This is a genomic window from Dankookia sp. P2, from assembly GCF_050632255.1.
Lineage (GTDB): Bacteria > Pseudomonadota > Alphaproteobacteria > Acetobacterales > Acetobacteraceae > Paracraurococcus.
Genome location: NZ_CP192581.1, coordinates 6228011 through 6254972, shown reverse-complemented (window position 1 = coordinate 6254972; position 26962 = coordinate 6228011). Strand labels below are relative to the sequence as shown.

The following is a 26962-nucleotide window of genomic DNA, read 5'->3' as shown; positions in this document are numbered from 1 at the left end:
TCAGCCGAAGCCGAGAAAGCCTTCCATCCCGCTGATCGGCGGCGCCGCCCGCAGCGCCGCTGGGTCCGGCACCGGCCGGGCCAGCGCGGGATCGCCGGCGAAGGCTTCCTCCAGCGCCGCGGCGACGGCCAGGACAAAGGCGTCGCCGCCGCGCGGGCCGACGATCTGCAGGCCGAAGGGCATGCCCTTCGCATCCCGCCCGACCGGCAGGCAGACCGCCGGATGGCCAGCCAGCGTCACGTAATAGGCCAGCGCCAGCCGGTGGACGTAGCTGCGGGTCGGCTGGCCGTCGATCTCGGTGGGGAAGAGCTCGCGCCAGCTGCGTGGGCTGACGGTGATGGCCGGGGTGATCAGCACGTCGTGCCGCGCGAAGAATTCCTGGAAGCCGCGGTACAGCCGGGTCTGCGCGGTCGCCGCCCGGGCATAGTCCTCAAGGCTGTAGCGCAGCCCTTCCTCGACATTGCCGCGGACGTTGGGTCCGACGTCCTGCGGCCGGCTCCGCACCTTCTCCAGGTGCGCGCCGAGGAAGGCGGCGGCGCGCAGCACCTGGAAGGCGTCGTCCGCCCCGCTGCAATCGGGATGCGCCTCGGCGCTGTCGCGAAACAGCGGCGCGGCCGCGGCGGCTACGCCGCGGAAAGCGTCGCGCACCACGCGCTCGACCGGCGCCTCGCCGAAATCCTCCGATACCGCCAGGCGCAACGAGGCGAGGTCGAGCCGCCGCACCGGGTGGAACAGCGCCGCCTCGCCGCGCACCGGGCGGGCGTGCAGCGAATAGGCCAGCGGGTCGCGCGCATCGTCGGAGGCCATCGCCGAGAGCAGCAGCGCGGCATCCGCCACATTGCGCGCCATCGGGCCGAGCACGCCGAGATTGGACCAGCCATGCACCCGCTTCTCGGAGGGCACCAGCCCGGGGCTCGGGCGGAAGCCGACGATGCCGCAGAAGGCGGCCGGGTTGCGCAGGGAGCCGCCCATGTCGGAGCCGGAGCAGAGCGGCGCCATGCCGGTCGCCAACGCCACTGCCGAGCCGCCGGAGGAGCCGGCCGCCGAGCGCGAGGGATCAAAGGGGTTGCCGGTCGCCCCATAGACCGCGTTGCGGGTATTGGCGCCGGCGCCGGATCCGGCGTGTTGGTCTTGCCGAGGACGATGCCGCCGGCGGCGCGGATGCTCGCCACCATGCCGCAATCCTGCGCCGGCACCTGGTCCTGGAAGATCGGGCTGCCATAGGTGGTGCGCAGCCCGGCGGTCTCCTCGAGGTCCTTGATGCCGACCGGCAGGCCGTGCAGCGGCGGCAGGTCGTCGCCGCGCATCACCGCCGCCTCGGCGGTCTTCGCCGCGCCGCGGGCCACAGCCTCGTCCATCGCCACCATGGCATTGACCGCCGGGTTCACCGCGGCGATGCGGCCGAGGCAGCTGTCCAGCAATTCGACGGGCGAGAGCGCCTTCCGGCCGATCAGCCGGCGCGCCTCGAGCGCGGTGAGGTCGCAGGGCTCGGTCACGGGCGGGTTCCTTGTCGTGGGGGCGAGTGTCGGGGCATCGAAGCAGACGACGATGAGGCCAGGCGGGCCGCGACGATCGGGCCGGGCCGAGCGGTGGATCGCGCCACCGCACCCGCCGCGACCGGGCAACCGCCGGCGTCGACGCCGAGCGTCGTGATGCCGACCCGCAGCGGCCGCATCAGAAGCCGAGGGCGAGTCCGTCCTTGCGCGGGTCGCTGCCGCCGACGAGATGGCCGGCCTTCCGGTCGATGAAGATCGCCTGGCCGCCGCCATGCGGCTTGTCCACCAGCTTCACCTCGTGCCCGAGACGGGAGAGCCGGTCGATGACCGGGCCGGGGATGCCGCGCTCTAGCTCCACCGGCCCGCCGCCCGGCCCGGGGAAGAGCCGCGGGCAGTCGATCGCCTCCTGCACGTCGAGTCCGAATTCGAAGTGGTTGGACAGGAACAGGGTCTGGCCCATTGGCTGGAAATGCCCGCCCATGACGCCGTAGGGCATGATCGGCTCGCCGTCCTTCATCACCATGCCGGGGATGATGGTGTGCAGCGGCCGCTTGTTCGGGGCGATGCAGTTCACATGGCCTTCCTGCAGCCGGAAGCCGAAGCCCCGGTTGTGCAGCATGACGCCCGACTTCTCCGCCAGGATGCCGGAGCCGAAGGACTGGAACAGGCTGTTGATGAAGGAGCAGGCATTGCCGTCCGCATCCACCACGCAGAGATAGACGGTGTCCTTGTGCCGGGCGAGGTCGCTCTCCCCGGCCGGCGGCATGGCCGGCATCACCCGGTCGTCGCGGATCAGGCCGCGCAGCGCCGCGAGGTAGGCCGGGTCGGTCAGCTTCGCCACCGGGACGTCGACCTGGGCCGGGTCGGCGAGGAAGGCGTCGCGGTCGCGGTAGACCAGCCGGGCCGCCTCGATGTGGCGGTGATAGCGCTCGGCGCTCACCGGCCCCTGCTCCGGCGTCTCGAAGCCGCCGAGGATGCCGAGCAGCTGCAGGACATGCAGGCCGCTGCCGTTCGGCGGGCACTGGTAGACCTCCATGCCGCGCCAAGTGGCCTTGATCGGCTCGACGAACTCCGCCATTCGCAGCGCATTGGCGAAGTCTTCTTCCGTGTGCAGGCCGCCGAGGGCGCGCAGCGTCGCCACCAGGTCTGCGGCGATCTCGCCCTCGTAGAAGGCGCGGGCGCCCTTGGCGGCGATGGCGCGCAGCGTCCGGCCCAGCTCCGGCTGGACGAAGCGGTGGCCGATGGCGGGCGCCATGCCGTCCACCAGGAAGCGGCGGGAGGAGGCCTCGTTGCCGCGCAGCTTGTCGGCGGCCTCGGCCCAGTCCGACGCAACGCGCGCATGCACCGGCCAGCCCTGCTCGGCGCAGCGGATCGCCGGCTGCAGCAGCTCGCCCAGCGGCTTGCGGCCATGCGTGCTGTTCAGCAACTCCCAGGCCGAGATAGCGCCGGGAATGGTGACCACATGCGGGTCGGTATTGACCAGCTTGCTGACCTGCCGGCTCCGCAGCGCCTCGGGCGTCGAGGCTGCCGGGGCCGGCCGCTGCCGTTGATCGCCACCACCTTGCCGGTCCCTGCCGGGGCATAGAGCAGAAGCAGTCGCCGCCGATGCCCGTGCTCTGCGGCTCCACCACCGCCAGGACCGCAGCGGCGGCGATGGCGCCGTCCAGCGCGTTGCCGCCCTGCCGCAGGACTTCCAGTGCCGTGAAAGTGGCGATCGGCATGGAAGTGGCGGCCATGCCGGCGGTGCCGTAGACGGCGCTGCGGCCGGGGGCGTGGAAGTCGCGCTTCATCGGATCGTCCGTTCTTGCTTCTGTCGGGGCCGGTGACGCTGGCGCCCCGCCGGGGAGCTTGCCTCTCGCATGACCTCCGCCCGGCGGCAACCCGCCCCTTCCCTGACCGCCCCCGAAGGTCTATGCGGGGGCATGGCGGACGTGATCAGCTACGGCGAGTTCGAGAAGGTCGATATCCGGGTCGGCACCATCGTCGATGCCCAGCCCTTCCCCGAGGCGCGCAAGCCGGCCGTCAAGCTCTGGAGTCGATTTCGGCGCGCCGCTCGGGATCCGGCGGTCCTCGGCGCAGATCACCGTGCATTATCCCTGCGACCGGCTGATCGGCCGGCAGGTCATGGCCGTGGTGAACTTCCCGCCGAGGCAGATCGGCCCCTTCACCTCGGAGGTGCTGGTGCTGGGCGTGCCGGACGAGAACGGCGCGGTGGTGCTGGTGAAGCCGGACCTGAAGGTGCCGGACGGAGGAAAGCTTTTCTGACCATGTCCAACCGCTACTACACCGTCAGCTGGGACCAGTTGCACCGCGACAGCAAAGCGCTGGCCTGGCGGCTGAACGACCGCGGCCCCTGGAAGGGCATCGTCGCGATCACCCGCGGCGGGCTGATCCCGGCGGCGATCGTGGCGCGCGAAGCTCGAGGCACGGCTGATCGAGACCGTCTCGGTCGTCACCTACAACGAGGAAGAGCGCGGCCAGCCCGAGGTCGTCAAGCCGCCCGCCGCAGCCGGGGATGGCGAGGGCTGGCTGGTCGTGGACGACCTGGTGGATACCGGGACCACGGCCAAGGTGGTCCGCGCCCTGCTGCCGAAGGCGCATTTCGCCACGGTCTATGCCAAGCCGAAGGGCCGCCCGCTGGTGGATACCTTCATCACCGAGGTGAGCCAGGACACCTGGATCCTGTTTCCCTGGGACACCGAGGCGCAGTTCATCGCGCCGATCGCCCGCAGCGCGGCGGGCAAGTAGGGACCGGGTGGCTAGCCCGCGCCGGCCACCACCGTCTCCTCCCGGATGGCCAGCACCTTGTCGACCCGGCGGCCATCCATATCGACGATCTCGAAGCGCCAGCCGGCCCAGACGATCCGGTCGCCCTCGCGCGGCACCCGCCGCAGCAGCGCCAGCATCAGCCCCGCCACCGTGTGATAGGTGCCGTGATAGGGCAGCGGCGGCAGGTCGAGCTGTGCCCGCAACTCGTCGCTCGGCATCATCCCGTCCAGCAGCAGGCTGCCATCGGCCCGCTGGATCGCCTCGCCCGGCTGCTCCGGCGCGTCCGGCGGTCCGAGCTCGCCGATGATCGCCTCCAGCAGGTCGGAGGTGGTGACCACGCCCTCGAAGCTGCCGTATTCGTCCAGCACCACGGCGATGCCGACCGGGTCGTGCCGCATGCGCTCCAGCGCGTCGATCGCCGGCAGGCTGTCCGGCAGCACCAGCGGCTGGCGCTGCGCGCTGGGAACCGAGAGCGGCGCACCCTCCAGCATCTGGTCCAGCAGGTCCTTGGTCGCCACCACGCCGACCACGTTGTCGATCCGCCGGTCGGCGACGACGAAGCGGGTCACGGTATGCGCCCGGAGCGTCGCCGCCACGTCCTGCGGCGAGGCATTGCGGTCGATCCAGGCGACATCGTTGCGCGGCGTCATCAGCGCCCGTACCGGCTTGTCGGCCAGCCGCAGCACGCGCTCGATCATGTGGCGCTCCTCGTGCTCCAGCGCGCCGGCCTGGGCGCCCTCGGCGACCACCGCCTTGACCTCCTCCTCGGTCACCGACTGGTCCTGCGGCATGTGCGCCCCGAACAGGCGCAGCACGAGCGAAGAGGAGCGCGACAGCACCCAGACGATGGGGGCGGTGTAGCGCGCCAGCCAGGCCATCGGCCGGGCGACGGCGACGGCGAAGCGTTCCGGGTCGCGCAGCGCCAGCTGCTTCGGCACCAGCTCGCCGAGGATCAGGTTGGCATAGGCGATCGCCACCACCACCAGGACGAAACCTGCCTCGTTGGCGAAAGGCGCGAGGCCGGGGATCCGCGCCAGCGCCTCCCCCAACGGCCCGGCAAGCTGGGCGCCGCCGAAGACGCCGGCCAGGATGCCAACTAGGCTGATGCCCACCTGCACCGTCGGCAGGAAGCGCTGCGGGTCCTCGGCCAGCGACAGGGCCGCGGCGGCGCCCGGGCTGCCGCGCCGCTCCATGGCCAGCAGCCGGCCGCGGCGGGCGGAGACGATCGCCAGCTCGCTCATCGCGAACAGGCCATTCAGCACCACCAGCAGCAGGATCACCCCGATCTCGAACCAGATACCCATGCCCATCCCCGCTCCAGCGCGGGTTCTACGCCCCCGTCGGCGCGACGGTAGCGGCGGCGGGGTTGCGCGACGGCACGATCCGACGATCTCCTCGCGCATGGACCAGACGATTCCCCGCCCCACACTCTGGCTCGGCCTCGCCGGGCTGCTGCCTTCCTCGGCTCCGCCTTGCTCGCCTGGACCGCGCCGGCGGAATGGCGCGGCGTCGCGCTCTATGCCCTCGCCGCCTATGGCGCGGTGATCCTCAGCTTCCTCGGCGCGGTGCACTGGGGCTTGGCGTTGCGCGCCCCGGCCGCGGAAGCCGCGGCGATGGCGCCGCGGCTCGGGTTAGGAGTTGTGCCTTCCCTGGTCGGGTGGGTCGCGCTGCTCCTGCCTCCTCTGCCCGGGCTTTCCATGCTGGCGCTCGGGATCCTTGGCACCGCGGCGGTCGAAACGGCGGCGGCGCGGCGCGGGCTGGTGCCGCCGGCCTATCTGCGCCTGCGCTGGATACTGAGCCTTGGCGCCGCGCTCTGCCTGGCGGTCGGTGCCGCCGCGGCGCCGGCCTGACCTGACAGCCATGTGCATTGGTCCCGCAGGGTGGGACCTTTACAAAAATTAGACATCCCTGGAGGGCCGCAAGATGACCGCAACGACCACCAGCCCCTCCTTGCCTTCCCCGTGCGGGAGGATGATCGCCTCCGCCTGGCGCTGCGCAGCCTGGTCGTCGCGCTTGAAGCCCAGGGCGCCGCCGTCGCCGCGCTGCGCGGCGAGCTGTCGGAACTCGCCGGCAGCATGCAGGGGCTGGACTCCTCCTTCGCAACCTACCGGACCGAGCTGGACAGCACCGCCGCCACGCTGCGCGAGGCCGGCGACGAGGCACGGATGCTGGAGCGCACGGCCGAGGACTGGCTTTCCGCCACGCGGGTCTGATCGGCCAAGGCCCTGGCCCCGCGCCGCCCTTCGCCGCAGGATGCGGGGACCGAGGAGAGCACGCCATGACCCATCCGCTCATTCCCGAGTTGCGCCGGGCCCGCGTGGTGCCGGTGGTCCGCACCTCGACCGCCGGCCTCGCCGCCACTGCCTGCGGCTGGCTGCGGGAGGCGGGGATGACCATTCTTGAGATCACCTTGACCATCCCGGACGCGCTGCCGCTGATCCGCGGATTGGCGGCGGAGCCAGGCCTCCTGGTCGGCGCCGGCACGGTGCCGGATGCGCGGATGGCGGAGGCATGCCTGCAGGCCGGGGCGAGATTCCTGGTGACGCCCTGGACCGACCCGGCAGTGATCCGGGCGGCGAAGCAGGCCGGCGCCTGCGCCATGCCCGGCGCCATGACGCCCACGGAAATCCGCGCCGCGCTGGCCGCCGGCGCCGATGTGGTCAAGATCTTCCCGGCGAAGCTCGGCCGGCGGCCCGGCACATATCAAGGCCGTCCGCGCGGTCTTCCCGGATGCGGTCTTCTGCCCGACCGGCGGCGTCGATGCCGCCAATGCCCCGGCCTATCTCGCGGCCGGCGCCGCCTTCGTCGGCATCGGCGGCAAGCTGGTCGACGAGGCGCGGATCGCCGCCGGAGACAAGACGGCGATCCAGCGCGCGGCACGCGACGCGCTCGGACTGATGCAGGCATGACGCCGATGCCGGGATTGCTCTGCATGGGAGAGCCCATGCTCGAGATGAACCGCCAGGCACCGGGGTCGGACGGGCGGGCGATGTACCTGGAAGGGCACGGCGGCGACACCAGCAACGCCGCCATCTGCGCCGCGCGGCAGGGAGCGAGCGTCGGATATGTCACCGCCATCGGCCAGGACCGGCCGGGCGACAGCTTCATGGCGCTCTGGGCGAAGGAGGGCGTGGATACATCCACGGTCATCCGCAATGCGGAGGCGCCGACCGCCCTCTATGTCGTCACGCATGACGCGGGCGGGCATGCCTTCACCTTCTATCGCAGCAACAGCGCCGCCAGCCGCTACGCCCCGCGCGACGTGCCCGAGGCGGCGATCCGCGCCGCCCGCATCCTGCATGTCTCCGGCATCAGTCGAGGCGATCTCGACCAGCGCCTGCGACGCAGTCTTCCATGCCATCGCGGTGGCCAAGGCGGCCGGGGCGAAGGTGTCCTACGACACCAATCTCCGCCTCGCGCTCTGGCCGCGGACACGGGCGGCGGCGGTGATCCATGCGGCGATCGCGGAGGCCGACATCGCCCTGCCCTCGCTTGATGACGCGCGCGTGCTGACCGGGCTGGAGGCGCCGGAGGCGATCGCCGAATTCTACCTGCGCCTCGGCTGCCCGATGGTGCTGCTGAAGCAAGGCAAGGACGGCGTGCTGGTCGCCACCGCCGAGGGCGGCCGAACCCTGATCCCGCCCTGCCGCGTCCAGGCCGTGGATGCGACCGGCGCCGGCGACGCCTTCGCCGGCGCGCTGCTGGCCCGCATGCTGGCAGGCGACGCGCTGGTTGCCGCGGCGAGCTATGCGAATGCCTGCGCCGCGCTCTCCACCACCGGCTATGGCGCGGTGGCGCCCCTGCCCCGGCCGGATGCGGTGCGGGCGCTGCTGCAGGAGACGGCCGGCTAGCCGTCGCGTTTACTTGGATGACCAAGACGGGGTATCCGTTGGGGATGCGCCACGGCTCCCTGCTCCCGCTGCTCCTGCTGCTCGGCTGCGCCACGGACCCGGTGCCGCCGACAGCGCCAGCCCAGGATCTGGCCGAGTTGTCCGGGAAGGCGCCCGAGATCGGCGGGCTGGTGCGGGCAGCGCAACTCTGTGGCCTGGCACTTTCGCGCCCGGCCCAGGAGCGCGCGGCGCGGATCGAGGAAGCGGCGCTGGAGGTGGAGCGGCACCGTGGCGGCATCCAGGCACGGGATGCCTTCCTGCAAGGCATGGCGCCGCCGCATTTCGAGCCGAGGCAGCGCGGCCGTGACCGCGCCGCTTGGTGCCGGGAGAAGGGCCCGGCCGTCCAGGACATGGACACCATGCTGAACAGCCCCGAAGGCACCGCCCTGGTGCAGCGGTCCGAGGCGGCGCAGGCCAGCCTGCATTGAGGCCGGCTGTCCATGAGCCTGGCGTCGCGGCGACAGCGTTTTGCGTCCGCAGATGAACGACGCACCGCAGTGGCTCATCGTGTTCGGAGCCGATTTAGGCGTCCGAGCGTTCCCGCTCTCCCGCCTAGCGGTTCGCCCCGGGGCGAAGCCGCAGCCCTGGCCGCAGATTGGTAAAGGGCAGCACGGCCGGATCGGCCACCACCGGGCCGGGCGCCGCGACCACGATCACCTTCTCCGCGATCGGCTGGAAATGCGCGCGGAAATGCACGCTGGACTTCAGCGCCAGGATCTTCTGCGCGCTCGGCTCGACGCCGATATGGGTGAAGAGCGACTGGTCCAGCGCCTGCATCTTCCGTGTCACCACGATGACCCGCACGCCGGAGGAGACGCGGACCAGGGCGGTCGGGCCGAGATCGACCGGGTTGCCCTTCGACATCGGCCCGGTCCCGGTGAATCGGCCATCCGTCAGCGCCTCCACCACCGCCGTCACTGCCAGCGGTGCACCGTCGCTCTTGCCACCGAGCGTCAGCGACACTGTCGCCCCCACTCCCGCCGCATGGCAGGCGGCAGCGCTTTCGGCATCGTTGATCAGGCCGAGCACGGCGCCCTGCGCGTCCTGGCGGATCAGCTCGGCCAGCAGGCCGGTGGTGTCGCCATGGCCGCCGCCGCCGGGATTGTCCTGGGTATCCGCCATGACGACCGGCTTCAATGCATCGCGCGCCACGGCGATCGCCTCGGCGACGCCCTCCGCCGCCAGGGCGACGCCGCCGGCGAAGTCGGGCTCGTGCGCGTCGAGATAGGCCTGGAGGCCGGCAACGGCGGCATCGGCCGCGGCCTGCGTCTCGGCATAGCCGGCGATGGCGACGCCGCAGCCGGGGAAATCGGCATAGGGAAAGCCGAAGCAGAAGGCGAGCTCGACGCAGCCAGGTTCGGCTTCCAGCCGAGCGCGCTCCTCCAGTACCAGGGGACATGGGCGGAACCATGGTGCATTGCATGGTCAGCGGGATCAGGAAGTCGATCTCGGCAGAAGGCGCGCGCCCAGGGGCGGCCGCGACGGATACGCTCCAGCAGCAGCCGCGTCGCCTGCGCCCCGGCCGGCTTCATGTCGACATGCGGGTAGGTGCGGTAGGGCACCAGCGCATCGGCCAGCGCCACCATCTGTCGCGTCATGTTGGCATGCGGGTCAAGGCTGACGGTGACCGGCAGGTCGGGCCCGACCACGGCGCGCACTGCCGGCGCAGCAGCTCGCCCTCCGCATCGTCAAAGCCCACCGCCACCGTGGCGCCGTGCAGCTCGGAGGAAGATGCCGTCGAGCGGCCCCTCCTGCAGCGCGTCCGACAAGGCGCCCACCAGCAGCGCCGCGATCCGCTCGAAGGCTTCCGCCGTCACCGAGGCCGGCCGGGTTGGCGAAGCACCAGGTCAGCAGGACGATGGTGGCGCCTGCCGCGTCCAGCACCTCGATCGCCCCGGCGCAGGGCACCGAGGTCGGGCGCAGGGTCTCGACCAGGGTCGATGGCCGCTGCAGGCCGGGGAAGCCGCCGGGCTGGAGGAATTCGCGCCAGCCGGTCGGCAGCGGGGCGAAGGAATGGCTCTCGTGCTGGAAGCCGCCGATGGCGATGCGCATGGGATCAGGCCTTCGCGTTTGCCGCGGCGATCGCCGCATCGGCCAGCACCTGCAGCCCGGCCTCCGCCCATGCCGGGGTGATGCTCCTCGGCCTCGTTGTGGAGAGAGCCCGCCATGGCAGGGGTGAAGATCATCACCGTCGGAACCTTGCGCGCCATGTAGACCGCGTCATGGCCGATCGCCGTCGGCATTTCCTGCCACTTCAGCCCGCGTGCCCTGGCCGCTTCGCGCGCGCATTCCACCAGCGTCGCGTCGAAAGGCGTGTGCGGCGGAGTACCAGAAGGGCGTCACCGTCGCCGTCACCCTCCGCGCCGCCGCGATCTCCGCCGCCCGCGCCGCCAGGGCATCGCCCATGCGCGCCAGGGCCTCCGGGTCGCTGTGGCGGAAGTCGACGCTGAAGAAGACCCGGCTCGGCGCGACGTTGCGGCTGGAGGGATAGACCTCGACCACGCCGACCGTGCCGCGGCCCGGCTCGCCGGAGGGTGCCCGCGTCGCCAGGGCGATCTCCTCGACGGCCGCGATCGGCGGCGCCGCCGCCATCAACGCATCCCGCCGCCCGGCCATGGGCGAGCCGCCATGCGCGTCCTCGCCCTCCACCCACCACCTCGAACCAGTGCTGCGCCAGCGCATGGGTGACGACGCCGACATCGAGCCCGGCATCCTCGAGCAGCTTGCCCTGCTCGATATGCAGCTCGAGATAGGCGGCGCAGGTCTGCAGCTCGGCCGGGTCGACCTCCCCTTGCCAGCCGATGCGCCGCAGCTCCTCGCCGAACACCGCCCCGGCCTGGTCGCGCTTGGCCAGCACCTCCGCCTCGGTGAAGATGCCCATGGCCGCGCCGCTGCCCATCATGGGCGGGGAGAAGCGGGCGCCTTCCTCATTGGTCCAGTTGATCAGCAGCAGCGGCGCCATCGGTCTCCGCGCCGGCCTCGTGCAGCGCGCGCATGACCTCGAGCCCGGCCAGCACGCCGAGCACGCCGTCGAACTTACCGCCGGTTGGCTGGGTATCCAGGTGGCTGCCGATAGCGACCGGGGCGCGGGACGGGTCGCGCCCCTCCCGCCGGAAGACCATGTTGCCGAGGCGGTCGACGCTCAGCGTCAGGCCGCGAGCCTCGCCCCAGCGCCGAAACAGCGCGCGGCCCTCGGCATCCCGGTCGGTCAGGGTCTGGCGGTTGCTGCCGCCCTTCGGCGTGCCGCCGATCTTCGCCATCTCCATCAGGCTGTCCCAGAGCCGGGTGCACGACAGCGGCAGGTTGTGCGCGAGCGGGCCCGTCATGGCGTGCGCCCGAGCCGGGCGGCGCAATCGCCAAGCGCCCGGTCCAGCGCCCGCGCAATCGGCTCGGCTGCCGGACCGGACTCAGCCACCAGCACGCGCCAGACCAGCGGACTGCGTGGCGGCTGGTCCACCACCAGGGCGAAATCTGGCGTGTGACCGGGCAGGACGGAGCCCGCCACCGGCCGCACCGCCGCGCCGGCCTGGCGCAACACCACGACGGTGCCCGGCACCTCCTGCGACACGCAGGCGGCCAGTTGCGCCGGGTCCGGCAGGACCAGCTTGCCCTCCTGCCGATAGCCGCCCTGCGCCGGGTCGGGTTCCGGCGGCGGAGGGGCGATGCTGCAGCCCGCGACCGAAAGGGCGAGAAGGTGGTGGGACAAGGGAATGCGCCTCATTGTGCGATCGCCTCCACCCCGCACCATTCGGCCATGGTCAGGGCGATGGTGCGGGTGATGCCGTGCATGCTGTCCAGGCCGACATTCTCGTCGATGCCGTGGATGTCGACCGCGTCCGGGCCGAAGCAGGCGACCGGCGTGTCCTGGTACAGCGCGAAGAACCGGCCATCGGTCAGGCCCGTCGCGGGGTAGTCGCGCAAGCTCCCGCCGGTGACGTCGGCGTAGCTGCGGCGGGCCAGCCGCACGATCGCGGCTTCGGTGTCGAAGACGCAGGGATCGGCCATGAAGCCCTTGAATTCCAGCTTCACCTGCGCCCCGCGCAGACGCTCATGCTGCTTCGCCTGCTCGACGATGCGCTCGATATCCGCGCGGGTCTGCGCGGCGGTGTAGCCCATCATCACGCCGACCCGCAGGCCTATGCGGCAGCGGGTGGCGACCGAGGAATTCCACTCGCCGCCCTCGATGGTGCCAAGGTTGACATTGACCGGGTGGTTCACCCCGCGGAAGGCGGCGTGGATGCGTGAGCCGTCGTTCATCTCCCGCTCGTAGTCCTTGAAGGCGGCGCCGATGATCTGCGCCGCCTCGATGGCGTTCAGCCCGGCCTGCATGTCGCGCACATGCGCCGGCCGGCCAGACACCGTCACCCAGGCCCAGACCACGCCGACCTCGGCGGTGTAGAGCGCATCGAGGCCCGGGCCGGGTTCCGGGATGATCACCGCATCGGCCTTCGGCATCGCCAGCATGCAGGCCAGCGCGCCATTGCCGCTGCATTCCTCCTCGATCACCGACTGCATCTGCACCTCCGCCGCCGGCTGCAGCCCGGCCAGCTGCATCGCCTTGAAGGCGGTGAGGTAGCTGACGATCCCGGCCTTCATGTCGCCGGCGCCGCGGCCATACATGCGGCCATCACGGATGGCGGGCTCGTAGGGCGGGGTCTCCCACATGTCGGCGGCGCCCTCCGGCACCACATCGACATGGCCCTGCAGCACCAGGCTGTGGCCGGCCACGGCCTTCGGCCGATGCAGCGCGACGACGTTGTCGCGCCCCTCGTAGGAGATCAGCGGCGGCGAGAAGCCGGGATGGCCGGCCAGTTGCTCCGGCAGCGTCGGCACGCGCCAGGGTTCGAGGCCGAGCCCGGCATAGAGCCGCGCCATCTCCTCCAACGCCGATTGCTCATGCCCAAGCACCGAGGGGCAGCGCACCAGCCCCTCCAGCGTGGTCACCGACCAGTCCCGCAGCGCATCGACCGCATCGAGGATGGCGCGGCGGGCGCCGGGGTCGAGGCTTTGGGTCATGCAAGCTCCATGTTGCGGCGCGGCAGTGCAGCCCAGCCGCCGCGGTCTCGTCCAGCCATGCGGCGCATGGACAAGCGACGCACCGCTGCTAGCCTCCCCGCCATGCGCGCCTTCCATCATCCCGACCAGGCCCGGCACACGCCGCGCTTCTTCCTGACCCGCGGCGAGGTCCGCCAGAGATTACGAGGTGCCGGAACGCGCCGCCTCGCTGCTTGCGGGGCTGCAGGCGCTGCGCCTCGCGCCGGATGTCGCGGTGCCGGCAGAGCGGGCGGCGCTCACGCGCGTTCATACGCCCGACTATGTCGACTACCTCGCGACCGCCGCCGCCGCCTGGGCGGCCCTGCCGAATGGTGGGCCGGAGGTGGTGGCGAATATCCATCCCGCGCCGGAAATGCTGGCGCATGGCGCCCGACCCGGCGACCACGTTATCGGCCGGGCCGGCTGGTACAGCGCCGACGCCGCCTGCCCGATCGGCCCCGGCACCTGGGAGGCGACGCTCTCCGCCGCCGGCGTCGCCCTGGCCGCGGCGGCCGAGGCGGCGGCCGGCCGCAGCGCCTATGCGCTCTGCCGCCCGCCCGGCCACCACGCCTATGCCGCCCGCGCCGGCGGCCATTGCTACGTCAACAATGCCGCCCTGGCGGTCGAGGCGCTACGCGCCGCCGGGGCGAAGCGGGTCGCAACCCTCGACATCGACAGTCATCACGGCAACGGCACCCAGGGCATCTTCTGGGAGCGGGAGGATGTTCTGACCGTCTCGGTGCATGGAGACCCGACCCGCTACTACCCATGGTATGTTGGCCACGCCGAGGAACGCGGCGCCGGCGCCGGACTCGGCCGCAACCTCAACATGCCGCTGGCCATCGGCAGCGGCGACGCCCCTGGCTGGAGGCGGTCAGCCGCGGTGTCCAGGCGGCGCGCGACTTCGGCGCGGAGGCGCTGGTCGTCTCGCTCGGCTTCGATGCCTCCGAGCACGAGCCGCTGAACGCGCTGAACGTGACGGCGGACGGCTTCGCCCGGGCCGGCGCGCTGATCGGCGGCCTCGGCCTGCCGAGCGCGCTGATCCAGGAGGGCGGCTACAACATCGACCTGCTCGGCACCCTGCTGCAGCGGTTCCTGACCGGCTGGAGCGAGGCATGAGCGACATCCATTCCGCCACCCTCTGCCTCGATACCCATATCGATATCCGCTGGCCGGAGCCGCCGGACCCGCTGGCGGAAGGGCCGATGCGGGTGGACTTCCCGAAGATGGCGCGCGGCGGGATGAACGCGGCGATCTTCATCGCCTATGTCAGCCAGGGAAAGCGCGACGCTGCGGGGCACGCGGCCGCCGCCGAACGTGCCGAGGCCATGCTGCGGCATATCCGGGCCCGCGCCGATGGCGCCGCGCACCGCTTCTGCGCCACGGCGGACGAGCTCGAGGCCTGCTTCGCCGCCGGCGCGCTGGCGGTGATGTCGGCGGTCGAGAACGGCTATGCCATGGGCCATGACCTCGGCGCCCCGGCGCGCTGGAAGGCGCTCGGCGCCTGCTACCTGACCCTGACGCATGACGGGCACAACGACCTCTCGGATAGCGCCCGGCCGCGTCCGCAGCTGGGCGACGCGCCGGAGGAGCATGGCGGGCTCTCGCCGCTCGGCCGCGCCGCGATCGGCGCACTGAACCGGGCGGGGATGCTGGTCGATGTGAGCCATGTCTCGAAGCAGGGGATGCTGCAGGCAGCCGAGGTGTCGCGCACGCCGATTGTCGCCACCCATACCGCCTGCCGCGCGCTCTGCGACCATCCGCGCGGGATCGACGACGAGCAGCTGGACGTGCTGCGCCGGGTCGGTGGCCTGGCGCAGATCACCGCCGTGCCCGCCTTCCTGCGGAAGGTGCCGGACGGCCAGCGCAACCCGGCCAGCGTCGAGGACATGGCCGACCATGTCGATCATGCGGTGAACCGCATCGGCTTGGAGCATGTCGGCGTGTCATCGGATTTCGATGGCGGCGGCGCGGTGGAGGGCTGGCAGAACGCCGCCGAGACCGGCGGGCTGAGCGCGGCGCTGCTGCGGCGCGGCTATGGCCCGCGGGAGCTGGGCCTGCTCTGGTCGGGCAACTTCATCCGGCTGCTGCGCCAAGCGGAAGCCGCAGCCGGTTAGAACCACTCAGTTTGTTTTGGTATAGCATTGTCTTGTTGCGCGTCCTTGGGCTGGCGGCCATGGTTGCAGCCCATGACGATCGCCCGAGTCGCCAGCTTCGCCTTCGCCGGCATCGACGCCCAGCCGGTCGAGGTCCAGGTGCAGATCGCCGCCGGCCTGCCCGCCTTCCTGGTCGTCGGCCTGCCCGATAAGGCGGTGGGCGAGAGCCGGGAACAGGTGCGCGCGGCCCTTGCCGGGCTTGGCCTCTCCCTGCCGCCGAAGCGCGTGCTGGTGAACCTGGCCCCGGCCGACATCACCAAGGAAGGCAGCCATTTCGACCTGCCCATCGCACTGGCGGTGCTGGCCGCGATGGACGTCCTGCCGCGCGAGGAGCTGGCCGGCTATGCCGCGCTCGGCGAGCTGGCACTGGACGGCGGGATCAACCCGGTGGCGGGCGTGCTGCCGGCAGCGCTCGGCGCTTCGGCGCGCGAGCTGGGGCTGATCTGCCCGGCGGCGCAGGGCAGCGAGGCGGCCTGGGCGGGGCGGATCGAGGTGCTCGCGGCGCCCGACCTGCTGGCCTTGATGAACCATTTCCGCGGCACCCAGGTGCTGACGCCGCCGGAGCCGCCGGCGGTGGACAGCACGCCTTGGCAGGGTCCCTGCCTGTCCGAGGTGAAGGGCCAGGAGAGCGCCAAGCGCGCACTCGAGGTTGCCGCGGCGGGGGGCCACAATCTCCTGATGATCGGCCCGCCGGGCGCCGGCAAGTCGATGCTTGCGGTCCGTCTGCCCGGCCTGCTGCCGGACCTGACCCCGGCCGAGGCGCTCGAGGTCAGCCTGGTGCACTCCATCGCCGGGCTACTGCGCGGCGGCCGCCTGGTCACCCGGCCGCCCTTCCGCGAGCCGCACCACTCCGCCAGCCAGGCCGCGCTGACGGGGGAGGCAACCGCGCCAAGCCGGGCGAGATCAGCCTGGCGCATAACGGGGTGCTGTTCCTGGACGAGTGGCCGGAGATTCCCCGCCCGGCGCTGGAAGCGCTGCGGCAGCCAATGGAGACCGGCCGCGCCAGCATCAGCCGCGCCAACCACCACGTCACCTATCCCGCGCGCTTCCAGTGCATCGCGGCGATGAACCCCTGCCGCTGCGGTTATCTCGGCGATGCCCCGCGCGAGTGCGGCCGCGCTCCGCGCTGCGGGGAGGACTACCAGATGCGGCTTTCCGGCCCGCTGCTCGACCGCATGGACCTGGCGATCGAGATCATGCCGGTGCCGCCCGCGGAACTCGCCCGCGCACCGACTGGCGAAACCACCGAGGCAGTCGCCGCGCGCATCCGCGCGGCGCGCGAGCGGCAGCGTGCCCGCTATGGCCCGGACGGCCCCCGCTGCAACGCCGTCGCCGAGGGAGCGGTGCTGGAACGCACGCTGCTGGCGGAGGCGCCGGCGCGGCTGCTGGCGGAACAGGCAGCGGACCGACTGCGGCTTTCGGCGCGCGGCTACACGCGGACGCTCCGCGTCGCCCGCACCATCGCCGACTTGGCCGGCAGCGAGGCCGTGCAGCGGGCGCATGTGGCGGAGGCATTGGCCTTCCGCCACCGCGGCGGCGCCCGCGTGCAGGCGGCGTAGAGGAAGATGGCGGGAAAGCGTGAACACTTCGACGCCCGCATCTGACCTGAAGATGACAGGCTACAGCGGCGCGGCGTTCGTCTTCGAACGCAAGCCGCTGTAGCCTCGCTTCCCCGCACACCGCTACAAGGGTCGGGCATCCGAGGGGAGCGCGATGATCCGGCTGGTCCTGCTGCTCCTGTTCCTCGCCGTGCCGGCCCGGGCGCAGCGCCAGATGGTTGTCGCCGCGCACCCGCTGGCCGCCGAGGCCGGCATGGCCATGCTGCGCGCCGGCGGCAGCGCGCTCGATGCCGCCGTCGCCGCCCAGGCGATGCTGGCGGTGGTGGAGCCGCAGGCATCGGGACTCGCCGGCGGCGCGCTGCTGCTGCACTGGGACGCCGCGGCCCGGCGCCTCGTTGCCTGGGACGGGCGGGAAGCGGCGCCGGCGGCCGTGCCGCCCGGGCTTTTCCTGCGCGATGGCCAGCCGCTGCCCTTTTTCGAGGCGGCTGTCGGCGGCCGCGCCGTGGGCGTGCCCGGCGCCATGCGGATGCTGGAAGCAGCGCATCGGAACCAGGGTAGGCTACGCTGGGCGCAACTCTTCGCCCCGGCAATTGCCGTCGCCGAGGCCGGCTTTCCCACCCCCGCCCGGCTTTCGGCGCAGATTGCCGCCGATGCAGACCGGCTGGGGCGCGACCCGCAGGCGCGTGCCCTGCTGCTGCCCGGCGGCAGGCCACTGGCCGCCGGCGCGCCGCTGCGCAACCCGGCCCTGGCCACGACGCTCCGCGCCATCGCCGAGCAGGGTGCCGATGCGCTGCATCTCGGCCCGATCGCGGCCGATATCGCCACCGCGGTGCGGGCGCATGCCAATGCCGGCTTCATGACTACCGACGACCTGGCCGGCTATGCGCCGCGCGAGCGGGAGGCTGTCTGCGCGCCCTACCGGGCCTGGACGCTCTGCGGCTTCCCGCCGCCCTCCTCCGGCGGCGTCGCGGTTCTGCAGATCATGGCGCTGCTCGGTCATCAGGACATGGCCGCCCTCGACCCGCGCGGCACGCCGTCCGAGACGCGCGTGCTCGATGCCGCGCATCTGCTCGGCGAAGCCGGGCGGATCGCCTTCGCCGACCGTAACCGGTACTTGGCCGACAGCGACTTCGTACCGGTGCCGGTCCGCGGGCTCCTCGACCCGGCCTACCTGACCTTGCGGGCGCAGCTGATCGACCGCGACCGCGCACTGGCCGTGCCGCGCCCCGGCAACCCGCCCTGGGATGGCGGGGCTCCGCTCGCCTCGCAACCGCCGCAGCCGGAAAATGGTACCAGCCATCTCTCGATCATCGACGCGACCGGCAATGTCGTCGCCATGACCACCACCATCGAGGACGTCTTCGGCGCCCGAGTGATGGTGCGCGGCATGCTGCTGAACAACGAGCTGACCGACTTCTCCTTCCTGCCGGAGGTCGACGGTCGGCCGGTGGCGAACCGCGTGGCCCCAGGCAAGCGGCCGCGCTCCTCCATGTCGCCGACCATCGTCTTCGGCGCGGATGGGCTGCCGGCGGCGGTGGTCGGCTCGGCCGGCGGCTTCCGCATCATCGGCCACGTGGCGCAGACCCTGGTGGCGATGCTGGATTGGGGAATGGACCCGCAAACCGCCGTTGCCCTGCCCCGGGTCGGCGCGGCGAACGAGCGGATAGAGCTGGAGGCCGGGACCACAGCCGCCGCCCTGGCCCCTGCGCTCGAGGCCCGCGGCCTCCCGGTGGAGGTGCGCACCATGACCAGTGGCCTGCACGCCATCCGGGTGCTGCGCGGGCCGGACGGTGTCCGGTTGCAAGGCGGCGCCGATCCGCGGCGGGATGGCGTGGCGCTGAGGAATAGGTCACATCCGCGCTTGGGCACTTTTTCCGGTCGCCATCCGGCGTGACCGATGTTGAAGCGTGTCAGCCCCAATTGCAGGAGCCCGCCATGTCCCGCTTCGCCATCCTCGCCGCCGCCTTGCTGCTCCCCTGCGCCGCCTTGGCGCAGGAAACCAAGGAGATCGGCCATGTGAACACCGCGCTGACCAATCTCGGCCTGACCCGGAGCCACCAGATCGTCATCGAGCGCTTCGACGACCCGAAGATCGAGGGCGTCTCCTGCTACATCGCGCAGGCCCGCACCGGCGGGGTGAGCGGCATGGTCGGGCTGGCCGAGGACCCGGCGCGCTTCGCCCTGTCCTGCACCCAAACCGGCGCGGTGAAGGTCAGCGACGCCGCCCGCCGCAGCGAGAAGGGCGAGCGGGTGTACGAAAGCTCGACCAGCCTGTTCTTCAAGGAAACGCGGGTGCACCGCTTCCTCGACGAGGAGCGCAACGTGGTGGTCTACATGGCTTGGTCGACGAAGCTGGTGGACGGCTCGCCCTACAATGCGATGGCGGTCGTGCCGATGCGCTGATCGGCCCCGGCCGGCGCGGGCGATGGATCGCGCTGTTCCTGCACCGCGTGGCAGGCAGCCACGGTACCCGGCTGCCCCGCCGGCGGCAGGAGCGCCGGCATTTCCGCCCTGCAGCGGTCATTGGCAAGCGGGCAGCGCGGGTGGAAGGGGCAGCCGGAGGGCGGGCTGATCGGGCTCGGTACCTCCCCGCCCACCGGGATGCGCTGCCGTCCGGTCATCTCGAGGTCCGGGATCGCCTCCATCAAGGCGCGCGTATAGGGATGCCGCGGCGCGGTGAAGGCGTCTCCGCCGGAGCAAGCTCGACCAGCCGGCCGAGATACATCACCCCGATGCGGTCGCTGATCTGTCGCACCACAGCCAGATTGTGGCTGATGAACAGGTAAGTCAGGCCGAGCCGCTGCTGCAGGTCCTTCATCAGGTTCAGGATCTGCGCCTGGACCGAGACGTCGAGCGCGCTGGTCGGCTCGTCGCGAGACCAGGAAGTCGGGGTTCGAGGAGAGCGCCCGAGCGATCGAGATCCGCTGACGCTGGCCGCCGCTGAACTCGTGCGGGAATTTCTCGCCATCGAACGGGGAGAGGCCGACCTGGGTCAGCAACTGCCCGACCCGCTCGCGCAGCGCGGCCGCACCTTGCGCCATACCGAAGGCACGGATCGGCTCGGCGATGATGTCCTGCACCCGCCAGCGCGGGTTGAGCGAGGCATAGGGGTCCTGGAAGATCATCTGCATCCGCCGCCTGGTCTCAGCGTCGGCGCGGGCCTTCTCCAGCTCGATTCCCTCGAACAGCACGCGGCCGCGGCTCGGGCGATAGAGGCCGACGACGAGGCGGGCTACGGTGGACTTGCCGCAGCCGCTCTCGCCGACCAATGACAGAGTGGTGCCCTTCGGGATCTCGAAGGAGACGCCGTCCACGGCCTTGAGGGTGCGGCGCCCCTCCCCCGACAGCAGCCGCTGCAATAGGGGACGGGAGACGTCGAAGTAGCGGGCCAGGTCCTCGGCGACCAGTACGGGCGTCTCAGACATGGCGCATCACCTCTGGTGCCTGCTTTTCCGAAGCCGGATCGTAGAGCCAGCAGGCTGCCCGCGTGCTGCCGGTGTCCAGCAGTTCGGGCCGCTCGATCTTGCAGCGGGCGAAGACATGCGGGCAGCGTGGGTTGAAGGCGCAGCCCTGCGGGATGGCGGAAAGCCTAGGCATGGAGCCCTCGATCCCGGCCAGGTGGTCCACCTTGCGGTCGAGCGGCGGGATGGAGGCCATGAGGCCGGCGGAATAGGGGTGCTTCGCCGACTTCACCACGGCCCGCACCGGGCCGATCTCGGCGACGCGGCCGGCATACATGACCGCGACCCGGTCGGCGGTTTCGGCGATCACGCCCATGTCGTGGGTGACCAGCATCATCGCCGTCCCCTTCTCCCGCGCCAGGGTCTTCAGCAGAGCGATGATCTGCGCCTGGATCGAGACGTCGAGCGCGGTGGTGGGCTCGTCCGCCACGATCAGCTTCGGCTCGGCGCAGAGAGCGAGCGAGATGACCACGCGCTGGCGCATGCCGCCCGAGAATTCGTGCGGGTAGCTGTCGACGCGCTGCGCCGCGGCTGGGATGCCTACCATTTCCAGCCAGCCGATGGCGCGCTGCCGGGCTTCCTTGTCGGACAGCGGCAGGTGGGTCTGCATCGTCTCGATCAACTGACGGCCGACGGTGTAGAGCGGATTGAGGGTGGTCAGCGGGTCCTGGAAGATGGCGCCGATCTCGCGGCCACGGATGCGGCGCATCTGCTCATAGGGCAGATTGTCGATGCGCTTGCCGTTCATCAGGATCTGGCCGCCGGCGATCCGGCCCGGCGGCTCCAGCAGGCCGATGATGGCGGCACCGGTCATCGACTTGCCGGCGCCGGATTCGCCGACCACGCCCAGCACCTCGCCCGGGGCGATGTCGAAGGAGACACCGTCAAGCGCCGTCAACGTTCCGCGGCGGGTCGGGAATTCCACCCGCAGGTCGCGGACTTCGAGGATAGGGCCGGCCATCAGCGGAGCCTCGGGTTCAGCGCGTCGCGCAGCCAGTCGCCCAGCAGGTTCACCGACAGCACCATGCAGATCAGGGCAATGCCCGGGAAGATGGTGATCCACCACTCGCCGCTGAACAGGAAGTCGTTGCCGATGCGGATGAGCGTGCCTAGCGAAGGCTGGGTCGGCGGCACGCCGACGCCGAGAAAGGAGAGCGTCGCCTCCGCCAGGATGGCAAAGCCGAGGTTGAGCGTGGCGATGACCAGCACCGGCCCAATCACGTTGGGCAGCACATGAGTCAGCATGATCCGAAGCTGCGAGACCCCGATGATCCGCGCCGCGAGGACATATTCCTTGTTGCGCTCGACCAGGGTCGAGCCGCGCACGGTGCGGGCGGATGCAGGCCAGGCGCTGATGCCGATGGCGAAGATCACGACGAACAGGGCGATCTCGTCGTGCACCTCCCGCGGCACCGCGGCGCGGACCACGCCATCCACCAGCAGGGCAATCAGGATCGAGGGAAAGGTCAGCTGGATGTCGGCGATGCGCATCAGCAGGCTGTCCACCGTGCCGCCCAGATAGCCGGCCAGCAGGCCAATGGCGACGCCGACCAGGGTCGAAAAGACCACGGAGCAGACGCCGACCAGCAGCGAGATGCGCGCGCCGTACATGATCGCCGAGAGGACGTCGCGCCCCTGGTCGTCGGTACCGAGGGCGAAGAGCGCATCACCGTCCTCGGCCCAGGCCGGCGGCTTGAAGGCGTCGCCGAGGTTGAGCGTGGCGAGGTCGAAGGGGTTGTGCGGCGCGATCCAGGGCGCCAGCACCGCGCCGAGGATGCAGACCAGCGCCACCACCGCCGAGGCGACCGTGCCCGGCGAGCGCTTGAAGGACCACCAGAGGTCGCTGTCGAGGGCGCGGGCGAGGGCGGAGGCCATCTCAGTGCCCCCCGGTCGCGCCACGGCCGACCCGCAGCCGCGGATCGACGAGGAAGTAGAGCAGGTCGACCACCAGATTGATGCCAACGAAGACCAGCGCGATCAGCATGAGATAGGCCGCCATGACCGGGATGTCGGCGGCGCCGACCGACTGGATGAAGAGCAACCCCATGCCCGGCCACTGGAACACCGTCTCGGTCACGATGGCGAAGGCGATGATGCCGCCGAGTTGCAGCCCGGCGATGGTGATGACCGGCACCAGCGTGTTCTTCAGCGCATGGCCGAAATTGATGGCCCGGTTGCCGAGGCCCCGGGCTCGGGCGAGATGTAATGTAGTCGGTGCGCAGCACCTCCAGCATCTCAGACCGCACCAATCGCATGATGAGCGTGAGCTGGAACAGGCCGAGGGTGATCGCCGGCAGGATCAGCGCCTTGATACCCGACCAGGTCAGGAAGCCGGTGCTCCACCACCCGAGCTGGACGACCTCGCCGCGGCCGAAGCTCGGCAGCCAGCCGAGCCAGACGGAGAAGATGAGGATCAGCAGGATGCCGATCAGGAAGGGCGGCAGGGAGACGCCAATCAGGCTGAAGGTGAGGAAGGCGCGGCTCAGCCAGGGATTGCGGTAGAGCCCGGTATAGACCCCCATGGCGACGCCGACGACCAGGGCGATGCTGGCGGCGCAGATCGCCAGTTCCAGCGTCGCCGGCGCACGCTCGCCGATCAGCTGCGCCACCGGCCGGGACAGCCGGTAGGACAGGCCGAACTCGCCCTGCACCGCATTGCCGATGAAGCTGGCGAACTGCATGAAGAAGGACTGGTCGAGGCCGAGATCCTTGATCAGCTGGGTCCGCTGCGCCTCGGTGAAATCCTGGCCGAGCATGATGGAGACCGGGTCGCCGACATAGGCGAACATGGCGAAGCTGATCAGCGCCACCACCAGCATGACCGGGATGGCCTGCAGGATGCGGGAGAGGATGAAGGCGAACACTTAGTTCGGCCCCCGGCACGCAGCCGCCACGCCAACCCTATGTGCAGGGGGCATGTTTCTCTCCTTCATCACTGGACCACCGCCCAGCGGAAATAGGGCTGGTTGTTGGCCATGTGCGGGATCTGGATATTGGACCGCATCGCCCAGGGAATCATCTGGTGGTGCAGCGGGATATGCGGGATGTCCTCGCGGTACAGTGTCAGCGCCTCGGTGATGGCGGCCTGCCGCGCCTCGCCGGTGTCGGACTTCATGCGCTGGACCAGCGCATCCATCCGCGGGTTCGAATAGCGCCCGTAATTCCAGATGCCGTCGCCCTGCTCCCCGTTGCGGGAGGCGAGCAGCGACTGGAAGGAATAGAGCGCATCGAGTGTCGGCACGCCCCAGCCCAGCAGGTAGACCGAGGTGTCGTCCTTCTGGATCTGGGCGAAGAAGGGCGCCAGCGGCTGCGACTTCACGGCGGTCTTCACCCCGATGCGCGACCACATGGCGGCGATGTTCTGGCAGATTTGCTCGTCGTTGATGTAGCGGTTGTTCGGGCAGTCCAGCGTCACGCTGAAGCCCTGGCCGTAGCCGGCCTGCTCCAGCAGGGTTTTGGCACGGGCGGCATCGAAGGGTAGCCGGACATCCTCAGCCTTGATGTAGCCGTTCACCTGCTCGGGGAAGAGGGTTCCGGTCACCACCGACTGTCCGCGCATGGTCGTGCGGTGGATCGCCTGGATGTCGATCGCCTGGTACAGCGCCTGTCGCACCCGCAGGTCCTTGAAGGGGTTCTTGCCCTTCACGTCGCTGTACAGCAGCTCGTCACGGTTCACGTCCATTGCCAGGAAGATGGTCCGCACTTCCGGCCCCTCCACCACCTTGACCCCGGGCGCGGCGCGGAGGCGGGTGAGGTCCTGCAGCGGTGGGTCCATGACGAAATCGATCTCGCCCGAGAGAAGGGCTGCGATCCGCGTGGCATCGGAGGCGATCGGCCGGTAGACGATCTCGGTGACGTTGCCGGCATTGCCCTCGGTGCCCCAGCCCCACCAGGCATCGTTCCGGGCCAGCACGGTCCGGACGTCGGGCTCGCGCGAGGCGAGCCGGTAGGCGCCGGTGCCGTTGGTATTGCGGGTAGTGTGCATCTCCTCCCGCGCGCGGGTGTTCTGCGGCCGGATGGCGTTGTGCTTCTCCGACCAGCTTTTCGACATGATGAAGATGCTGGCCAGCTTGTTCGGCAGGATCGGGTCGGGCCGCTTCAGGATGATGTCGACCGTGCGCTCGTCCACCGCAACGGCGCGGTCCACCGTATCGACGTAGATGCCGAAATTGCTGGTCGGCTGCAGCGCCCGCTGGACCGAGAAGGCGACATCCTCGGCAGTCAGGCTCTCGCCCTCATGGAATTTCACGCCTTGCCGCAGGGTGAAGCGCCAGCGGGTCGGCTCCTCCTGCCGCCATTCGGTCGCCAAGCCCGGGGCGAGGGAGAGGTCCTGGTTCCGCTTGAGCAGAGAGGTCGTAGACCTGCTGCAGCACCATGGTGACCGTGCCGACATTCTGGCTGTGCGGATCCATCGTGTTGGGATCGCCGCTTGCGGACCAGCGGACGGTCTTCGCCTGCACGGTGCTCGTGCCGACAGCTTGCCAGAAACGCCAATGCCGCGGCGGTCCGCAGGACCGCCCTTCCCTTCGCCCGCATCGCCCTGCCTCCGTCCCGGCCCGGTAAGCCCGGGTCTCGCGCCCGCCCTCTTATCGCCCAAGCTGGCCGGCGGAAAGGTCTCAGCCCGGACCTTTCGCCGGCGCCCCGGCCTCATCCGCCCAATCCTTGAGCAGTGTGAAGCCCACCGCGAGCAACACCGGGCCGAGGAACAGCCCGAGGAAGCCGAAGGCGAATACCCCGCCCAGCGCGCCGAGCAGGGTCAGCAGCAGCGGCAGGTCGGCACCGCGGGCGATCAGCCAGGGGCGGATGACGTTGTCCGCGCTGCTGATGCCGAAGGCTCCATAGAGGCCGAGGAAGATGGCCCAGCCAGTCTGGCCCTGGGCGAACAGCCAAAGCGTGGCCGGGATCCAGACGAGCGGCGCCCCGACCGGCATGATCGAGATACAGCCGGCGATGACCGCCAGCAGCGCCGGCCGCGGCACACCGGTGATCCACAGCCCGAACCAGGTCATCAGCCCCTGCACCACGGCGGTGCCGAGCAGCCCGTAGACCACCCCGCGGGTGACGCCGCCGATCAGCTCGACGATATGGCGGGTCCGGTCGCCGGCCAGCCGCGCCAGCGCGGCCTCCGCGCGCTGGGCAATCGCCGGGCCGTCCCGGTAGAGGAAGAAGGCGAGCAGGATGGCCAGCAGCACCTCCGCCAGGCCCGAGAGCACCGCCAGCAGCACCCCGAGTGCTCCCTGCGCCAACGTCGCGGCATAGGGGCTGATCAGGTCCGCCAGTCCCGAGAGGCCGAAATCCACCCCGGCCAGGTGTTCCTGCAGGCTCGGGCCGATCAACGGAAGCCGGCCGAGCCAGTCGCCGAGGCCGGGCATCCCCTGGGTCAGGAATGTCTCGACCGCGGCGCGCAGGCCGTCGATCTCGTCACGCTTGGTTGGGGTGGCGAAGACCAGCGGCACGCCGATCAGCAGGAATTCGGCCATCACCATCAGCAGCGCCGCCAAGCCGGGCGACAGACGCAGCCGCTCCCGCAGCATGCGGAAGGCGGGCCAAGTGGAATAGACAAGGATCGCGGCCCAAAGCAGCGCCGACAGGAAGGGCCGCAGCACCAGCAGGCAGCCGAAGCCCAAAGCCAGTGCCGCCAGCAGCCCAAGCAGCCGGACCGGGTTGCCATTGTCGGGCTGCATCATCCGCCTCCGATTCGGTTTCCGACCTGTAGCATCCGCTCGCATCGGGCGCATCTGCGGCAGTAGCCAGCCAGCCGGTGCGCCGTTAGCTTCCGCAGCCCAATGGGGGAGTTCCCGCGCCATGCCGCGCTTCGCCGCCAACCTGTCCATGATGTTCAACGAGGTTCCCTTCCTGGACCGCTTCGCCCGCGCCCGGACGGCAGGCTTCCAGGCAGTGGAGTTCCTCTTTCCCTATGATTTCCCGGCGGCCGAGATCGCCGCCCGGCTAAAGGACAACGGGCTGCAGCAGGTGCTGTTCAACGCCCCGCCCGGCGACTGGGCAAAGGGCGAGCGCGGCCAGGCCGCCCTGCCCGGCCGCAGCGCCGAGTTCCGCGAGGGGTGAAGAAGGCACTGGACTATGCCGCCACCCTCTCCTGCCCGCGGCTGCATCTGATGGCCGGGCTTACGCCCGCCGGTGTGCCGCGCGACACGTTGCTGGCGACCTATGCCGCGAACCTGGCCTGGGCCGCCGAGGAATGCGGCAAGGTGGGGGTCAAGCCGGTGATCGAGCCGATCAACCATCGCGACATTCCCGGCTTCTTCCTCAACACCATGGCCGAGGGCGCGGCGATCATCGAGGCGATCGGGCCGGAGCGGGTCGGCCTGCAATCCGACCTGTATCATTGCCAGATCACCGAGGGCGACATCGTCAAGCGGGTAGAGAAGCACCTGCCGATCATCGCCCATATGCAGGTGGCGGATAATCCTGGACGCAACGAGCCCGGCACCGGCGAGGTCAACTGGCCGTTCGTCTTCCGCAAGATCGACGAGCTCGGCTTCCGCGGCTGGATCGGCTGCGAGTACCGGCCGGCGGCGGAGACCGAGGCCGGCCTCGGCTGGTTCGCGCCCTACAAGTCCTGACCATCCATACCAA

26 protein-coding genes and 11 pseudogenes are annotated in these 26962 nt (G+C 70.8%); 16 read left to right on the top strand and 21 right to left on the bottom strand.

Annotation, left to right across the window (positions count from 1 at the left end; all coding sequences use genetic code 11):
• The 4 genes and pseudogenes from ACQ86J_RS37250 to ACQ86J_RS37235 form a co-directional block, all read right to left on the bottom strand.
• Window positions 1-1182, bottom strand: coding sequence for an amidase (locus ACQ86J_RS37250; RefSeq protein ID WP_431269436.1), 1182 nt, complete (start codon window positions 1180-1182; stop codon window positions 1-3).
• Window positions 1176-1367 (bottom strand): annotated as a pseudogene (locus tag ACQ86J_RS37245) (amidase family protein); the annotation flags it as partial. The gene ACQ86J_RS37250 and the pseudogene ACQ86J_RS37245, both read right to left, overlap by 7 nt.
• Window positions 1368-1674: 307 nt before the next feature.
• A complete protein-coding gene (locus ACQ86J_RS37240; protein ID WP_431272675.1) occupies window positions 1675-2979 on the bottom strand; it encodes a gamma-glutamyltransferase family protein in 1305 nt (434 codons plus the stop codon).
• Window positions 2980-3130: 151 nt separating this feature from the next.
• Window positions 3131-3217, bottom strand: a pseudogene (locus tag ACQ86J_RS37235) (hypothetical protein); the annotation flags it as partial.
• Window positions 3218-3418: 201 nt separating this feature from the next.
• Here ACQ86J_RS37235 and ACQ86J_RS37230 point away from each other — a divergent pair.
• Both ACQ86J_RS37230 and gpt read left to right on the top strand, forming a co-directional pair.
• Window positions 3419-3761, top strand: a pseudogene (locus ACQ86J_RS37230) (tRNA-binding protein).
• A gap of 2 nt (window positions 3762-3763) precedes the next feature.
• Window positions 3764-4244 (top strand): annotated as a pseudogene (gene gpt / locus ACQ86J_RS37225) (xanthine phosphoribosyltransferase).
• A gap of 11 nt (window positions 4245-4255) precedes the next feature.
• Here the strand turns inward: gpt and ACQ86J_RS37220 are convergent.
• Entirely contained in the window at window positions 4256-5569 is a 1314-nt protein-coding gene (locus ACQ86J_RS37220; protein WP_431269435.1) for a hemolysin family protein, read from the bottom strand.
• A gap of 168 nt (window positions 5570-5737) precedes the next feature.
• Here ACQ86J_RS37220 and ACQ86J_RS37215 point away from each other — a divergent pair, with 168 nt between their 5' ends.
• The 5 genes and pseudogenes from ACQ86J_RS37215 (at window position 5738) to ACQ86J_RS37195 (ending at window position 8583) form a co-directional block, all read left to right on the top strand.
• Window positions 5738-6115: a DUF3429 domain-containing protein gene (locus ACQ86J_RS37215; RefSeq protein WP_431269434.1), complete on the top strand. Its 378-nt coding sequence runs from the start codon at window positions 5738-5740 to the stop codon at window positions 6113-6115.
• Window positions 6116-6226: 111 nt separating this feature from the next.
• Complete coding sequence (locus ACQ86J_RS37210; protein ID WP_431269433.1) at window positions 6227-6478, top strand: hypothetical protein; 252 nt, start codon at window positions 6227-6229, stop codon at window positions 6476-6478.
• Between the two features lie 65 nt (window positions 6479-6543).
• Window positions 6544-7518: pseudogene (locus ACQ86J_RS37205) on the top strand (PfkB family carbohydrate kinase); the annotation flags it as partial.
• Complete coding sequence (locus ACQ86J_RS37200) at window positions 7421-8116, top strand: carbohydrate kinase family protein (RefSeq protein WP_431269432.1); 696 nt, start codon at window positions 7421-7423, stop codon at window positions 8114-8116. The pseudogene ACQ86J_RS37205 and the gene ACQ86J_RS37200, both read left to right, overlap by 98 nt.
• Before the next feature lie 44 nt (window positions 8117-8160).
• On the top strand, window positions 8161-8583 hold the full coding sequence (locus ACQ86J_RS37195) for a hypothetical protein (RefSeq protein WP_431269431.1): 423 nt from the start codon (window positions 8161-8163) through the stop codon (window positions 8581-8583).
• Window positions 8584-8707: 124 nt separating this feature from the next.
• Here ACQ86J_RS37195 and ACQ86J_RS37190 read toward each other — a convergent pair whose 3' ends face one another.
• From ACQ86J_RS37190 to ACQ86J_RS37150, 9 genes and pseudogenes are all read right to left on the bottom strand, one after another.
• Window positions 8708-9307: an MlrC C-terminal domain-containing protein gene (locus ACQ86J_RS37190; protein ID WP_431269430.1), complete on the bottom strand. Its 600-nt coding sequence runs from the start codon at window positions 9305-9307 to the stop codon at window positions 8708-8710.
• A gap of 66 nt (window positions 9308-9373) precedes the next feature.
• Window positions 9374-9523, bottom strand: a pseudogene (locus ACQ86J_RS37185) (M81 family metallopeptidase); the annotation flags it as partial.
• Window positions 9524-9663: 140 nt separating this feature from the next.
• Window positions 9664-9804 (bottom strand): annotated as a pseudogene (locus tag ACQ86J_RS37180) (M81 family metallopeptidase); the annotation flags it as partial.
• Window positions 9767-10207 (bottom strand): M81 family metallopeptidase, encoded by a 441-nt coding sequence (locus ACQ86J_RS37175; RefSeq protein WP_431272674.1) that lies wholly within the window; start codon window positions 10205-10207, stop codon window positions 9767-9769. The pseudogene ACQ86J_RS37180 and the gene ACQ86J_RS37175, both read right to left, overlap by 38 nt.
• 146 nt (window positions 10208-10353) lie before the next feature.
• Window positions 10354-10449 (bottom strand): annotated as a pseudogene (locus tag ACQ86J_RS37170) (hypothetical protein); the annotation flags it as partial.
• Window positions 10410-11117 (bottom strand): hypothetical protein, encoded by a 708-nt coding sequence (locus ACQ86J_RS37165; RefSeq protein WP_431269429.1) that lies wholly within the window; start codon window positions 11115-11117, stop codon window positions 10410-10412. The pseudogene ACQ86J_RS37170 and the gene ACQ86J_RS37165, both read right to left, overlap by 40 nt.
• Window positions 11083-11481, bottom strand: coding sequence for a hypothetical protein (locus ACQ86J_RS37160; protein WP_431269428.1), 399 nt, complete (start codon window positions 11479-11481; stop codon window positions 11083-11085). Before ACQ86J_RS37160 ends, ACQ86J_RS37165 begins: the two co-directional genes overlap by 35 nt.
• Window positions 11478-11861, bottom strand: coding sequence for a hypothetical protein (locus tag ACQ86J_RS37155; protein WP_431269427.1), 384 nt, complete (start codon window positions 11859-11861; stop codon window positions 11478-11480). Before ACQ86J_RS37155 ends, ACQ86J_RS37160 begins: the two co-directional genes overlap by 4 nt.
• A gap of 11 nt (window positions 11862-11872) precedes the next feature.
• On the bottom strand, window positions 11873-13171 hold the full coding sequence (locus ACQ86J_RS37150; RefSeq protein WP_431269426.1) for an ArgE/DapE family deacylase: 1299 nt from the start codon (window positions 13169-13171) through the stop codon (window positions 11873-11875).
• A gap of 187 nt (window positions 13172-13358) precedes the next feature.
• Between ACQ86J_RS37150 and ACQ86J_RS37145 the strand changes: the two genes are divergently transcribed.
• The 7 genes and pseudogenes from ACQ86J_RS37145 to ACQ86J_RS37115 all read left to right on the top strand — a co-directional run bounded on the left by ACQ86J_RS37145 (window position 13359) and on the right by ACQ86J_RS37115 (window position 19307).
• Window positions 13359-14153, top strand: a complete 795-nt coding sequence (locus ACQ86J_RS37145; RefSeq protein WP_431269425.1) for a histone deacetylase family protein — start codon at window positions 13359-13361, stop codon at window positions 14151-14153.
• Complete coding sequence (locus ACQ86J_RS37140) at window positions 14054-14308, top strand: hypothetical protein (protein ID WP_431272673.1); 255 nt, start codon at window positions 14054-14056, stop codon at window positions 14306-14308. The genes ACQ86J_RS37145 and ACQ86J_RS37140 overlap by 100 nt, the downstream gene beginning before the upstream one ends.
• A complete protein-coding gene (locus ACQ86J_RS37135; protein WP_431269424.1) occupies window positions 14305-15306 on the top strand; it encodes a dipeptidase in 1002 nt (333 codons plus the stop codon). The genes ACQ86J_RS37140 and ACQ86J_RS37135 overlap by 4 nt, the downstream gene beginning before the upstream one ends.
• A 72-nt stretch (window positions 15307-15378) precedes the next feature.
• Window positions 15379-16496 (top strand): annotated as a pseudogene (locus tag ACQ86J_RS37130) (YifB family Mg chelatase-like AAA ATPase); the annotation flags it as partial.
• Window positions 16491-16904, top strand: coding sequence for a hypothetical protein (locus tag ACQ86J_RS37125; protein ID WP_431272672.1), 414 nt, complete (start codon window positions 16491-16493; stop codon window positions 16902-16904). The pseudogene ACQ86J_RS37130 and the gene ACQ86J_RS37125, both read left to right, overlap by 6 nt.
• Window positions 16905-17058: 154 nt before the next feature.
• Window positions 17059-18798, top strand: a complete 1740-nt coding sequence (gene ggt / locus ACQ86J_RS37120) for a gamma-glutamyltransferase (protein ID WP_431269423.1) — start codon at window positions 17059-17061, stop codon at window positions 18796-18798.
• 41 nt (window positions 18799-18839) lie between these two features.
• Window positions 18840-19307, top strand: coding sequence for a CreA family protein (locus ACQ86J_RS37115; protein ID WP_431269422.1), 468 nt, complete (start codon window positions 18840-18842; stop codon window positions 19305-19307).
• Here ACQ86J_RS37115 and ACQ86J_RS37110 read toward each other — a convergent pair.
• From ACQ86J_RS37110 to ACQ86J_RS37080, 7 genes and pseudogenes are all read right to left on the bottom strand, one after another.
• A pseudogene (locus ACQ86J_RS37110) lies at window positions 19274-20329 on the bottom strand (ABC transporter ATP-binding protein). The gene ACQ86J_RS37115 and the pseudogene ACQ86J_RS37110 sit on opposite strands and share 34 nt — an antisense overlap.
• Entirely contained in the window at window positions 20322-21326 is a 1005-nt protein-coding gene (locus ACQ86J_RS37105) for an ABC transporter ATP-binding protein (RefSeq protein ID WP_431269421.1), read from the bottom strand. The pseudogene ACQ86J_RS37110 and the gene ACQ86J_RS37105 overlap by 8 nt, the downstream one beginning before the upstream one ends.
• Window positions 21326-22240: an ABC transporter permease gene (locus ACQ86J_RS37100; protein ID WP_431269420.1), complete on the bottom strand. Its 915-nt coding sequence runs from the start codon at window positions 22238-22240 to the stop codon at window positions 21326-21328. The genes ACQ86J_RS37105 and ACQ86J_RS37100 overlap by 1 nt, the downstream gene beginning before the upstream one ends.
• 1 nt (window position 22241) lies before the next feature.
• The gene (locus ACQ86J_RS37095) at window positions 22242-22514 is read right to left on the bottom strand and encodes an ABC transporter permease subunit (RefSeq protein ID WP_431272671.1); all 273 of its coding nucleotides are present in this window, start codon (window positions 22512-22514) and stop codon (window positions 22242-22244) included.
• Window positions 22515-22626: 112 nt separating this feature from the next.
• Window positions 22627-23184, bottom strand: a pseudogene (locus ACQ86J_RS37090) (ABC transporter permease); the annotation flags it as partial.
• A 113-nt stretch (window positions 23185-23297) separates the two neighbouring features.
• Window positions 23298-24674 (bottom strand): ABC transporter substrate-binding protein, encoded by a 1377-nt coding sequence (locus tag ACQ86J_RS37085; RefSeq protein ID WP_431269419.1) that lies wholly within the window; start codon window positions 24672-24674, stop codon window positions 23298-23300.
• Between the two features lie 307 nt (window positions 24675-24981).
• Window positions 24982-26052, bottom strand: coding sequence for an AI-2E family transporter (locus tag ACQ86J_RS37080; protein WP_431269418.1), 1071 nt, complete (start codon window positions 26050-26052; stop codon window positions 24982-24984).
• A gap of 118 nt (window positions 26053-26170) precedes the next feature.
• Here ACQ86J_RS37080 and ACQ86J_RS37075 point away from each other — a divergent pair, with 118 nt between their 5' ends.
• Both ACQ86J_RS37075 and ACQ86J_RS37070 read left to right on the top strand, forming a co-directional pair.
• Window positions 26171-26431: a hypothetical protein gene (locus ACQ86J_RS37075; RefSeq protein ID WP_431269417.1), complete on the top strand. Its 261-nt coding sequence runs from the start codon at window positions 26171-26173 to the stop codon at window positions 26429-26431.
• Window positions 26428-26949, top strand: coding sequence for a hydroxypyruvate isomerase family protein (locus ACQ86J_RS37070; protein WP_431269416.1), 522 nt, complete (start codon window positions 26428-26430; stop codon window positions 26947-26949). Before ACQ86J_RS37075 ends, ACQ86J_RS37070 begins: the two co-directional genes overlap by 4 nt.
• The last annotated feature ends 13 nt before the right edge of the window (window positions 26950-26962 follow it).